Origin of the sequence: Neorhizobium sp. BETTINA12A (genome assembly GCF_023006485.1) — a bacterium.
Classification (GTDB): Bacteria; Pseudomonadota; Alphaproteobacteria; order Rhizobiales; family Rhizobiaceae; genus Neorhizobium.
This window is the reverse complement of record NZ_JALBGW010000145.1, coordinates 1-11,881: the sequence shown is the minus strand read 5'-3', so window position 1 is coordinate 11,881 and position 11,881 is coordinate 1. Positions and strand designations below refer to the sequence as shown.

Here is an 11,881-nt window from a genome sequence, read left to right as displayed (position 1 = left end):
GGACGATGTGTTCGGGGCCCGCCTGAAGCTCGCGCTGATCGGGGCAGAGCAGACGCCCGACCGGCCGCCGAGCCGTTATGTCGAAGGCCTGTTCGATGACTATGCCGACCGGTTCGACACAGCTCTCGTCGAAAGGCTCGGCTATTGCGTGCCCGGCAAGCTGGCGGCGCTGGTCATGCCGCACGGACCTTTCCGCAATACGGTCGATCTCGGCTGCGGCACCGGCCTGTTCGGTGCCGAAATCCGTGGCAGGACCGCGCGCCTCGAAGGTTTCGATCTTTCGCTCAACATGCTAGCGAAGGCGCAGGCCAAGAGCCTTTACGACCATCTCGGCCAGTCCGATCTTAGCCTCGCATCGGACGAGTCCGGTCTGTTCGGCAACTTTCCGCCCAATCGCGCCGATCTGGTCTCCGCGGCCGACGTGCTGATGTATCTGGGCTCGCTCGAAACCGTCTTCCCGCTGGTGCTTGAGCTGTTGTCGCAGGCTGGCCTCTTCGCGTTCTCGGTGGAGGATGCGGGCGAGGGGGCTGGTTTCGGGCTGCGGGATTCCCTGCGTTACGCCCATTCGCAAGCTTACATCCGCATGCTGCTTTCCCGCTTCGGCCTTGATTTGCTCAAGGTGGAAAACACCGTCATTCGCATGGATGCCGGAAAACCCGTCCATGGCATTCTGTTTCTGTCGCGAAAGCGCGGCTGAACCTGCCGTTTCTTGCTTTTTTCAGTGCCCGCCGATGATCGCTTGAAGACCCTTGCCGACGGTTTTATTGCAGTGCAATATCACTGAAAACCTGAGGGGTTCAAATTGGCTGAGCAGCAGAGGCGCGGTCTCGGATTTTACAGCGCCGATCCGGCACAACACACGCTGCTGGAAGATGGGCAAGGCCTGTTCATCGGCGCCATGGTGTCGGCGCTCGGCTTCTATTTCTTGAACGAGGTCGGCCTTCTGACCGGCGGCACGGCGGGCGTCGCCTTCCTGCTTCATTATGCGTTCGGCATTTCGTTCGGCCTGCTGTTCTTCATCGTCAACCTGCCGTTCTATTATCTGTCGTTCAAGCGCCTCGGCCTCGCCTTCTCGCTGAAAACCTTCATCGCCATCGCGCTGGTCTCGGTCATCACCGAGGTGGAAAGCCATTTTTTCCTGATCCAGTACCTGCACCCGTTCTGGGCAGCCCTTCTCGGCGGACTGGTGCTCGGTTACGGCCTGCTCGGGCTTTATCGCCACCGCGCCTCGCTCGGCGGCGTCGGCATCCTGGCGATCTATATCCAGGAGCGCTTCGGCATCCAGGCAGGCCTCATCCAGCTCGCCTTCGATCTTTGCGTCATGCTCTGCGCCTTTGCCGTGGTTTCGCCCATCACCGTCGCATGGTCGGTGCTGGGCGCCGTCGTGCTCAATCTTGTGCTCGCCATCAATCACCGCTCCGACCGGTATATCGTCGCGCGGTGATCGAGGCGGGAGCTTGCGTCAGGCGGCCCCCGATCAGGCCGCTTTGCTGGCCGGCTTGTCGACCGGATGCTGGTTGCGGAAGCCGACGGCAAGCCGGTTCCAGGTGTTGATGACGCCGAGAGCGACGGTGATCTTGACGATCTCTTCCTCCGTGAAATGCGCCTTCAGCGCGTCGAAGGCGGCATCCGGAATGCCGGTATCGGCGATGCGGGTCACGGCATCGACCCAGCCGAGCAGGGCGCGTTCCTTGTCGTCATAGACCGGCGATTCCCACCAGACGCACATCATGTTGATCCACTGTTCCGAAAGTCCGTCATGCCGTGATTCCTTCACATGCATGTCGACGCAATAGGCGCAGCCGTTGATCTGCGAAGCGCGCAGCTTGATGAGGTGGATGAAGCGGCGCTCCAGACCGGAAGCCTGCACGTAGTTTTCGAGTGCCGTGACGGCCTTGACGGCTTCAGGGGCGGCCTTGAGCATGTTGAGACGTTGATGCATGGGTCTTCTCCTTTGGTTATGGCCGCCTTCGGCGTGCCTATGGCCCGGTTACCGGGCGGTTTTGCGTTCGTTGATTTCCAGAAAGGCGCAGCCGCGCGCGGCGATGCCGCCGTCGTCGGTTGCGCTGAGATCGTCCAGGATGTCGGCAATCGTCACCTTGGCGAGTTCGGCGCGATAGGCCTTTTCGGCCTTCAGCATCGCGGCATTGATGCCGCAGGGTTTGGTGAAATACCGTCCCGGCAGCGGGTTCGGCCCGCGCTGGCGGATTTCGGCGCAGCGAAAGGCCGGCGCCGACCCTTCGACGGCAAGCACGATATCGAGAAGCGTGATCTCCGCCGGCTTCTTCGCCAGCCGGTATCCGCCTTTCGGACCCGACACCGTTTCCACCAGCCTGGCGCCCGAAAGCGCCTGAAGGTGTTTCAGCAGGTAGCTGGTCGAAACCCCGTGGAATTCCGCCAGCGCCGCAGCCGACAGGACACCGCCCTCGGAAAGGCTGGACATCATGCTGATGCTGTGGATCGCCTGTTCGACACCATCGCCGAGTTTCATCGCTCATCTCCATATCGTGGATAAAATTTATCCACGATTATCGGGACGTCGTCAAGCCCCTTCTTTTTCGCGCGCTTTCTCTTAACTTAGCGGCGTGGATATCGTCGAAACCCATTCCCCCGGCCGTGACGCCGCGCTTTTGCCTCGGCCGTTCCAGAAATGGTTCGCGGAGAAGGGCTGGCAGCCGCGCGCCCATCAGCTGGAATTGCTGTCGCGCTCCACAGCGGGCGAAAACATGCTGCTGATCGCGCCGACCGGCGCCGGCAAGACGCTTGCCGGTTTCCTGCCGTCGCTGACCGACCTCACCCGCCGCGGCAAGATCCCGCCGGGCTCGGCCTTCACCGGCATCCACACGCTCTACATCTCGCCCTTGAAGGCACTCGCGGTCGATATCGAGCGCAACCTGATGAAGCCCGTCTTCGAAATGGGTCTGGACATCTCGATCGAGAACCGCACCGGCGACACGCCGCAGGCCAAACGCCAGCGCCAGAAGCTCAACCCGCCGGATATCCTGCTGACCACCCCGGAACAGGTGGCCCTGCTGCTGGCCAACAAGGAGGCCGAGCGTTTCTTCAAGGACCTGAAATACGTGGTCCTCGACGAGCTGCATTCGCTCGTCACCTCCAAGCGCGGCCACCTCCTGTCGCTCGGCCTTGCCCGTATCCGCAAGCATGCCCCCCACATGCGCACGATTGGCCTGTCGGCCACCGTCTCCGATCCCATGGACCTGCAGCGCTGGCTGGTCTCGCAGGGTGAAGACCCGACCGCGCCCGCCGGCCTCGTGCATGTCACAGGTGGTGCGGCACCCGATATCACCATCATGCGCACCGAGGACCGCATCCCCTGGTCCGGCCATGTCTCGACCTATGCGATCCCCGAGGTCTACGAGGAGATCAAGCGCCACAAGACGACGCTGATCTTCGTCAATACCCGCTTCCAGGCGGAACTGCTGTTCCAGACGCTGTGGACGATCAACGAGGACAACCTTCCGATCGCGCTGCATCACGGCTCGCTCGATGCCGGGCAACGCCGCAAGGTGGAGGCCGCCATGGCGGCCAACAAGCTGCGGGCCGTCGTCGCCACTTCCACGCTCGATCTCGGCATGGACTGGGGCGATGTCGATCTCGTCGTGCATGTCGGCGCGCCGAAGGGTGCTTCCCGCCTTGCCCAGCGCATCGGCCGCTCCAACCACCGCATGGACGAACCGTCGAAGGCGATCCTGGTGCCGGCCAACCGCTTCGAAGTGATGGAATGCCAGGCAGCGCTCGACGCCAATTATCTCGGCGCCCAGGATACGCCGCCGGTCGGCGAGGGCGCGCTCGATGTGCTCGCCCAGCACGTGCTCGGCATGGCCTGCGCCGAACCTTTCGATCCGGTCGAACTCTATGACGAGATCACCAGCGCCTCACCCTATGCCACCCTCTCCTGGGAAATGTTCGAGCGCATCGTCGATTTTGTCGCGACCGGCGGTTATGCACTGCGCTCCTATGAGCGTTACGCCAAGATCCGCAAGACCAAGGAAGGCCGCTGGCGGGTCTCAAATCCGGCCGTCGCCCAGCAATACCGCCTGAACCTCGGCACAATCGTCGAGGCGACCGAGCTCAATGTCCGGCTGGTGAAGCGCAACGCCAAAGGCACCGTCGGTCGGGGCGGCATGTCCCTCGGCAAGGTCGAGGAATATTTTCTGGAACAACTGGTGCAGGGCGATACCTTCCTGTTTGCCGGCAAGGTGCTGCGTTTCGAAGGTATCCGCGAGAACGAATGCCTCGTCTCCAACGCCTTCTCGCTCGATCCGAAAATCCCCGCCTATGCGGGCGGAAAATTTCCGCTTTCCACCTATCTCGCCGACCAGGTGCGCGGCATGCTTGCCGATCCCGATCGCTGGGGCGTGCTGCCGGACCAAGTCCGCGACTGGCTGAACATCCAGCGTGAGCGCTCGATGCTGCCGGCCAGGGACGAGTTGCTGATCGAGACCTTTCCGCGCGGAAAACGGTTCTTCATGATTGCCTATTGTTTCGAGGGGCGGCTCGCCCACCAGACGCTCGGCATGCTGCTGACACGCCGGCTGGAACGCATGGGCGCCTACCCGCTCGGTTTCGTTGCCACCGATTATTCGCTGGCCATCTGGGGCCTCAACGACATCGGCGCGATGATCCGCGCCGGGCGCCTCAGTCTTTCCGACCTTTTCGACGAGGACATGCTGGGCGACGACTTGGAAGCCTGGCTTGACGAAAGCTATATGCTGAAGCGCACCTTCCGCAATTGCGCGGTGATTTCCGGCCTGATCGAGCGCCGCCATCCGGGCAAGGAAAAGACCGGACGGCAGGTCACCGTCTCGACCGATCTGATCTACGACGTGCTGCGCAGCCACGAGCCGGATCACGTGCTTTTGGAGGCGACGCGGCGGGATGCGGCATCCGGTCTTTTGGATCTTGCCCGATTAGGCGATATGCTGGCGCGAATCAGGGGGCACATCACCCACCGCGATCTCGACCACGTTTCGCCGCTCGCCATCCCGATCATGCTGGAGATCGGCAAGGAGCCGGTACCGGGCGAGGCGCATGACGCGGTACTGCAGGAAGCCGCCGACGAACTGATCGCGGAGGCGCTTGGCTGATGCGGTATTCTGGACTGGAAGACATTGAATTGATGCACCGCCTCGCTTTGGCGCGAACGATCACAGGGGGACCTGCCGCAACCGGTGCGGAAGAGATCGTCGTGAACGGCGTCATCGCCGTCTGCGATCCGCTCGGAGGCCTTTACCTGCCCGAGACCGGCCTGCTCGTCGTCTCCGACCTGCATCTGGAAAAGGGTGCTGCCTTTGCCCGTCGCGGCATGATGCTGCCGCCCTACGATACGATCGCCACGCTCAACATCCTGTCGGCCGTCATCGCCCGCTATGATCCGAAGATCGTCGTCTCGCTCGGCGACAATTTCCACGATCGCAAGGGCTCGGAACATCTTGCCCCCGACCTGCGTTCGCTGATCACGACCATGGCGCGCGGCCGCGACTGGATCTGGATCAACGGCAACCATGATCCGGACGGCACGGTCGACCTGCCCGGCACCTGCACCGACGAACTCTTTTATGGCGGCCTCGTCTTCCGCCACGAGCCGAGTCTGATTTCCGGGCCAGGCGGGAGCAAGGGAGAGATCGCCGGCCACCTGCATCCGTCGGCCACCGTCCGACGCCGCGAAAAATCCGTCCGCCGCCCGTGTTTCGCAAGCGACGGCAACCGCCTCCTCATGCCGGCCTTCGGCGTGCTTGCCGGCGGCCTCGATCTGCGCCATCGGGCCATGCACGGCCTGTTCGACCGCGAAGCCCTGGTCGCGCACCTTCTCGGCCGCGACCGCATCTATTCGGTCCGCTACGGCAATCTGATCGGTTGACCGTCTAAAGCGTGCCGCGATCCTTCGGATTCGCTCGACACCCTTCAAGCCTTTGTTTTACGCATGTCGTTATCGCAAAACCGCTGCACACTTTTGCGCGACATGCTTTAGTTTAAACCTGTCCAAGCGCCCTACCACATGCGCGGACGCGAATGCCATCCATCATCGGCAGCCCTGACGACGCCGAACAGGCTGGACTGACAACGACTACGATCTCACCAGATCCAACAACCAGCGTTCCGCTTAGGGAAACCTGTCCAGATGAAACGATACCCAATCCTCATGCTCGACCGCATTGAGGGTTATGCGGTGACCGCCGAGCCGGAGGGTCGGAGCGTTCAGTGCAGTTCGTAGAATGGACGGTTTGGTGCGAACGTGCCCGACATAACGGCAACTGTCGCCGTCGCGAAATTCGGTGACATTGTAGTCGACCAGCGCCAAGACTGTCGTGCCGGCGGCGAGTTCCCCTTTTAGGCCTTCAAATACGGTCATCATTCGCTGTCCCCCGGGCCAAGGGAGCATTGTGCGCCGCAATATCGAAGGTGTAAAGCACCGCATGACCGGCCGGTTTTGAACGAACATCCGCAGCCAGTGCCGGCGTAGACCAGATCTCACCGATAAACCAGCACCGGCGTCTTGGAATGTGCCAGCACCTTCATCGTCACGCTGCCGAGCATGAAAGCCTTGAAGCCGGAGCGGCCGTGCGAGGCCATGGCGATGACGTCGCAATTATAGGTGCTGGCGGTCTCGATGATGGCGCTTGCGGGGTCGACGCTGCCAAGCTTCACTGTTTCGCAGGCGACCAACCGTTGTTTCGCCGCCTCCTTGGCTTCGGCGAGAATGCGGTCGGCCGCCTCGTTGTTCTGCCGGTCATATTCCGCATAGGCGACTTCCATGCCGGTCGGATTGAGCGTGAAGACCTGCAGCGGCTCCATCACTACCAGAACGGTGGCTTCCGCACCGATTTCGTGGGCAAAGTCGAGTGCCTTTTCCAGCGAACTGGTCGAAAGCGGAGAGCCGTCGGTCGGAATGAGAACGTGTTTGAACATCTGTTCCTCCTTCTAAGTTGGTGGCATCGTCGCAGTTCCCCGGGGATTATTCATTGATCCAAAGCAAGCCGCAACAGCCACATGTTCAGGACGATGCAATCCCATGCCCGGACCAGGGATTGATGCCGTCCCGCAGCCAGCGAACGGTATCCTGCCAGAAGCCTTGCCTGTGCCGGGAGTGGAACAGGCTGAAATGGCCGATGGCAGCCAGGCCGTAGTTTTCCGGCTTCAGCAGCACCTGCGTCACCTGGGCATTGCGATAATAACCGAGCGTCCGTCGGATTGCCGCCACCGTACCGATGTCGTCGTCCGACATCGTTACCGCCAGGATCGGCGCCGTCACCGCCTCGAACCGCCGCAGAACATCGCTTCGCTCCTTGGCCGGATGGGTCAGCTCCATCCGTGCCCCGCGAAAACTCCATTCGTTGGCGACGCCCGCCGGCAGGTCCTCCAGCCATCCGAGACGCTTTCCGGGGAAATAGCCGAATATCGCCGTCAGCGCCGGCATTACCACATGCCATTTGAGGAACAGCCGCAGGCGACGGCCGCTGGCATAGTCCGGCCAGTAGGCATATTGCGCGCCCATGGTCAGCATCCGGTCGATGCGATCCGCCTTGGCTGAGAGCCCCGGCAGATAACCGCCGATACTGTGGCCGACCACATAAAGCGGTTGCCCCGGCCGGATGGCATCCATGAACCCCAGCGCCGCGTCGAAATCCTGCTCGCCCCATTCCCGCCAGCGATAGCCGCATCCTTTCAGGCTTTCGGGGCGTGAAAGGCCGATGCCGCGATAGTCGTAGGTCAGGACGTCGAAACCTTCACCGGCCAGGAAGTCGGCGTAATAGTGGTAATAACGGGCGAGCACCCCGGTCGCCGGATTGACGATGACGCTGCCGATGGCGGGGGACCGGGCCGGCCAGAGGTGTCCGTGGAGAACGATGCCGTCCCGGCAGGCCATGCTGACAGGTTTTCCGGCGGGACGCGAAGACCGGGCACTGCCGTCGCTTTGCAGAACCGCGGGCGCTTCGCATTCCGTATTGGCCATCGTCCTTCTCCCTGGAAGGGAGACCATATATCGCGCTCCGCGAGGTGCAATTAGCCGAAGGGAGAAGGCGGCTCAGATCTCCCCGGAAACCTCGCGCCGCCGCCGGTCGAGTTCTTCTGCGTAGCGCCGCAGCGTATGGCTTTCACTGAGCTGTCCCACGACCTTGCGTTCGACCTGGTTGTTGACGACCGCCAGTGCTTCCGCCTCCAGCCTGTCGAAGATCGCCGCCGCCTGTTTGGCGTTCATCGAGCGCAGCAGCACGTCGTTCTTGTATTTGACGAAGGAGGCAAGTGTCGGTTTTTCCGCCGCATCCTCGGTGGGCGCCGCGTAGATGTCCGGCAGAAGCACCATGCCCGCATATTTCTCCGCATCGTCGACGAGGATGACGCGCTGGGTCGAGCCGAGCGGGAAGTCGTTGCGGAATTGCTCGATGCTCATGGAAATCGGCGCGGTGCGGATGTCGGCGCGCATCATCCGTTCGACGGTCAGGTTACGGATCCAGCCGATATCATGGGCGCTGCGGATGCTTTCCCCGCGCAGATGGAAACGCCAGGTGGCGAACGAATAACCGAACGTGTTGCGGACGGTCAGCGACGAGGTGATCACGGCCGCAAGCGCCAGTACGGTGATCGGAAAATCGCCAGTGATTTCGAGCGCCAGGAACGTCATCGTCAGCGGCCCGCCGATCACCGCCACCGCCATCGCGCTCATGCCGACGACCGCATAGATGACCGGCGTCAACGTTGCGTGGGCGAAGATATAGGGCGCCGAATAAGCGAAGATCTTGCCGAGCAGCGCTCCCATGAACAGGGACGCGAAGAACAGGCCTCCGCGAAAGCCGGAACCGATAGACACCGCCGATGCCAGCGATTTCAGCGCCAGGATTGCCAGCAGCGCCGGGATCGTCGGGTTCTGGCTGAGATTGAGATGCAGCGCGCCATGGCCGGCCGCCATTACCTGCTGGTCGACAAGTCCCAGGAGCCCGATCAGGATGCCCCCGATCGCCGGCCGGAAAACGGGTGAAAGCGAGCTCTTGCGCGCCGTCTCCTCGACGAAGGTGACGCCTTTCATCAGCAGGATGCCGCCGCCGGCGCAGAAGGCGCCGAGCAGGATCGCCGGCAGGTAATCCGCCGGCACGACAGCGCCGAAATCGCCGACGTCGATCAGGAATTCCTCGCCGAAGAACAGCCGGGTAACGATTGTCGCGACCAGCGCCGAAACGACGACCGGCGTCAGGCTCATGATCGTATAGGTGCCGATGATCAGCTCGAAGGCATAAAAGGCACCCGTCAGCGGCGCGTTAAAGGCGGCCGCGATCGCGCCGGACGCACCGCAGCCGACGAGGATGCGCAGATCCGACCGGCGCAATTGCAGCAGCAGCCCGATCTTTGAAGCGATCCCGGAGGAAAGCTGCGTATATCCCGCCTCCAGCCCGACGGACGCGCCAAAACCGTTCGAAACCAGGTTCTGGATCGCGACGAGAATGCTGTCGGTCAGGGACAGGCGTCCGCCATGCAGCGCGTTCGCCTCGATCGGATCGACCATCGGCTTCTTGCGCCAGCGCCGCAGGATCAGGAACAACAGGCCGAGAAGGGCTCCGCCGCAGATCGGTGCGAGCAGAATGGCCAGCCGGTTGATATCGGTTGCCGAGCTCAGCCTCTCGCCGCCGCCGAGTTCGAAGATCGCCCGGTGCATTTCCTGGGAGAGGAAACTCATGCCGGCGATGGCCAGCCCGGAGAGCACGCCGACCAGGGCCGCAACGGCGATGAGCCCGAATTCGCTACGCCGGACGAGTACCCGCAACTGGCCCGGATTGAGGAGAACCCGGGCGGAGGGCAGGAGGGAGGAGAACCGGCTGAACATGAACATCTTGCAGAAACGAGTTGGCGCGTCTCTAGCGCAAATATCCCTTCAGGCCAATAATCAATCCCTTGATACCCTTGCCTGCGGCGTCAGGCCGCCTTGCCCACCGCGTAGGTGAGGATCACGGCGCCGTTGGCCGCTGCGGTGGAGTTCAGCAGTTTGAGCTCGGCCTGGTGCCCGGTTTTCTTGAAGAGCGGATTGCCGGAGCCGAGAACTACCGGCGCGATGCAGAGCCGGTATTCGTCGACGAGGCCTTCTTTCATCAGCGATGCCACCAGTTCGGCGCTGCCGAAGATGAAGATCGTCTTGCCGTCCTCGGCCTTCAGCCTGTTGAGCTCGGCGACAGGATCGCTGACGACCCGGGTATTGTTCCAGGCGGCGTCCTCTATCGTCTTCGACACGGCGATCTTGGCGATATTGTTCATGTAGTTCTTGACCTTGCCGCCTTCCTCGGCGGTCGGCCAATAGGCTGCCATGCCCTCATAGGTCTTGCGGCCGAACACCAGGAGGTCGCCTTCCTCGCCGAATTGTTCGGAGAGCTTTTCAAGCTCCGGCCCCCAGGCACAGTTGTGGAAGGCGAGGTCCCAGGGCTTCTCTCCCTCGAAATAACCGTCGAGGCTCATCAGGTTCCAGACTACCAGCTTTCTCATGTCATCCTCCGTCGCGTTTAAACCAGTTGCAAAAAGCAAGCAGTTGAAAGCTAGCTAAACTGATTGTAGAATGCAAGCGGTATTGGAGAAAAAAATGAACGACACCTATCGGTCGGGTTGCCCGATCAATCTGACGCTGGAGGTTCTCGGAGACCGCTGGAGCCTGATCGTCATCCGCGACATCATGTTCGGCAATCGCCGCCACTTTCGCGAACTGCTGCAGAATTCCGAGGAAGGCATCGCTTCCAACATCCTTGCCGACCGGCTGAAGCGGCTGGTGGAACGGGGCCTGCTTTCCCGCGAGGACGATCCGAGCCACAAGCAGAAGGGGATCTACAGCCTCACGGAAATGTCGATCCGGCTGGTGCCTATTTTTGCGGAAATGGGCGCCTGGGGCCGCCGGTTCATGCCGGTGTCCGAAGAGCTCTCGATCCGGGCGCAATTGCTGGAGGAGGGCGGGCGGCCGCTCTGGGAGGATTTCATGGACGAACTGCGCGTCCTGCACCTGCATGTCCCGCGCGATCCGGCCAAGCCTTCCGTCTTCGACCGCCTGCGCGCCGCCTATCTCGAAGTCGTCGCCCGCAACGCGGCGGCGGCCGACGCCGCGGAATAATCAGTCCTTGCGGAAGACGATGCTGGCGCCCCAGCCGGTGATCACGGCGATCAGCACGCAGAGGAAACCGTAGGCGAACGGACGGTCGTGGGCCGCGTCGGTGATCGCCTGTTCGATGCCGGTCTTGACGACGCGCAGCGGCATTTCCCGCTGATTGATCAGCTCACCGCTCTTGAACAGGTAGGCGCGCACCATGTGCATCCCGTCGGGGATATTGGCCGGCAGTTTCAGCGAGGCGCGGAACAGGCTCGACGAAACGAAGCGCACCCCGCTCGTATCCCGCTGGTAAAGCCCGTTTGTCAGCTTCAGGCGCCGATAGGCGTCGCGGAACTCACCGATCATGCCGGAATCGGGAATGTAGCCGACCGGATTCAGCGCCAGGTGGTCGATGCCGACGCCGATATTGTTGAGGCTCGGTGCCTCGTCGATGGTGTCGATCATCCGGGTGCTGGCCAGCGAATAACTTTCCGGCACCTGTTCGAAGGTCATGCCCTCGGTGTTCATCCAGATCCCGAAGACGCGCTCCTTCTTGCGCACCGTCGCATAGTCCTTCGGCCCTTCGAGCGTCACCACCACGTCATACTGGCCGATCGCCAGGAACAGCTCGTCCGCATTGGTGAGCGCCCCGAAAATGGTGAGGTCGGCGCCGCGGAAGTCCGAAGTGATGGCGATTTCGCTGGTCGAGGCGCCGATCTCCAGCCCTTCCTTGACCGCCGATGCCTGCCCGAACGGCACCTGCGCCGCGGCCGGCGAGGCGAGCGCGAAAAGCGGCAGCAGCAG

General features: G+C 62.3%; 13 protein-coding genes. 5 read left to right on the top strand and 8 right to left on the bottom strand.

All coding sequences use genetic code 11. The features are described 5' to 3' along the window. Positions 1 to 697 (top strand): class I SAM-dependent methyltransferase (locus MOV61_RS23865; protein WP_247138359.1); only part of this gene is annotated, 697 nt, incomplete at its 5' end. A 105-nt stretch (positions 698 to 802) separates the two neighbouring features. Continuing rightward, positions 803 to 1,444: a YitT family protein gene (locus MOV61_RS23860; protein ID WP_007767958.1), complete on the top strand. Its 642-nt coding sequence runs from the start codon at positions 803 to 805 to the stop codon at positions 1,442 to 1,444. 33 nt (positions 1,445 to 1,477) lie between these two features. Here MOV61_RS23860 and MOV61_RS23855 read toward each other — a convergent pair whose 3' ends face one another. After that, positions 1,478 to 1,942 (bottom strand): carboxymuconolactone decarboxylase family protein, encoded by a 465-nt coding sequence (locus tag MOV61_RS23855; RefSeq protein ID WP_040124467.1) that lies wholly within the window; start codon positions 1,940 to 1,942, stop codon positions 1,478 to 1,480. 48 nt (positions 1,943 to 1,990) lie between these two features. Continuing rightward, positions 1,991 to 2,491 carry an Rrf2 family transcriptional regulator gene (locus tag MOV61_RS23850; RefSeq protein WP_247138358.1) on the bottom strand — a complete coding sequence of 167 codons (501 nt, stop codon included), beginning with the start codon at positions 2,489 to 2,491 and terminating at the stop codon, positions 1,991 to 1,993. A 94-nt stretch (positions 2,492 to 2,585) separates the two neighbouring features. Here MOV61_RS23850 and MOV61_RS23845 point away from each other — a divergent pair, with 94 nt between their 5' ends. Together MOV61_RS23845 and pdeM are read left to right on the top strand one after the other, a co-directional pair. Further along, positions 2,586 to 5,108, top strand: a complete 2,523-nt coding sequence (locus MOV61_RS23845) for a ligase-associated DNA damage response DEXH box helicase (RefSeq protein WP_408962421.1) — start codon at positions 2,586 to 2,588, stop codon at positions 5,106 to 5,108. 32 nt (positions 5,109 to 5,140) lie between these two features. Continuing rightward, positions 5,141 to 5,881: a ligase-associated DNA damage response endonuclease PdeM gene (gene pdeM, locus MOV61_RS23840; protein ID WP_309493848.1), complete on the top strand. Its 741-nt coding sequence runs from the start codon at positions 5,141 to 5,143 to the stop codon at positions 5,879 to 5,881. Positions 5,882 to 6,124: 243 nt separating this feature from the next. Here the strand turns inward: pdeM and MOV61_RS23835 are convergent, their stop codons facing one another. The 5 genes from MOV61_RS23835 to MOV61_RS23815 form a co-directional block, all read right to left on the bottom strand. After that, positions 6,125 to 6,376, bottom strand: coding sequence for a hypothetical protein (locus MOV61_RS23835; RefSeq protein ID WP_041364525.1), 252 nt, complete (start codon positions 6,374 to 6,376; stop codon positions 6,125 to 6,127). 116 nt (positions 6,377 to 6,492) lie between these two features. After that, positions 6,493 to 6,930: a universal stress protein gene (locus MOV61_RS23830; protein ID WP_247138355.1), complete on the bottom strand. Its 438-nt coding sequence runs from the start codon at positions 6,928 to 6,930 to the stop codon at positions 6,493 to 6,495. Positions 6,931 to 7,015: 85 nt separating this feature from the next. Further along, positions 7,016 to 7,975 (bottom strand): alpha/beta fold hydrolase, encoded by a 960-nt coding sequence (locus MOV61_RS23825; protein WP_408962420.1) that lies wholly within the window; start codon positions 7,973 to 7,975, stop codon positions 7,016 to 7,018. A gap of 72 nt (positions 7,976 to 8,047) precedes the next feature. Then, a complete protein-coding gene (locus MOV61_RS23820; RefSeq protein ID WP_247138353.1) occupies positions 8,048 to 9,838 on the bottom strand; it encodes a chloride channel protein in 1,791 nt (596 codons plus the stop codon). A gap of 89 nt (positions 9,839 to 9,927) precedes the next feature. After that, complete coding sequence (locus MOV61_RS23815) at positions 9,928 to 10,488, bottom strand: dihydrofolate reductase family protein (protein ID WP_247138352.1); 561 nt, start codon at positions 10,486 to 10,488, stop codon at positions 9,928 to 9,930. Between the two features lie 94 nt (positions 10,489 to 10,582). Between MOV61_RS23815 and MOV61_RS23810 the strand changes: the two genes are divergently transcribed. Then, positions 10,583 to 11,101, top strand: a complete 519-nt coding sequence (locus MOV61_RS23810) for a helix-turn-helix domain-containing protein (protein WP_247138350.1) — start codon at positions 10,583 to 10,585, stop codon at positions 11,099 to 11,101. Here MOV61_RS23810 and MOV61_RS23805 read toward each other — a convergent pair whose 3' ends face one another. Beyond that, positions 11,102 to 11,881 carry a TIGR02186 family protein gene (locus MOV61_RS23805; RefSeq protein WP_408962419.1) on the bottom strand — a complete coding sequence of 260 codons (780 nt, stop codon included), beginning with the start codon at positions 11,879 to 11,881 and terminating at the stop codon, positions 11,102 to 11,104.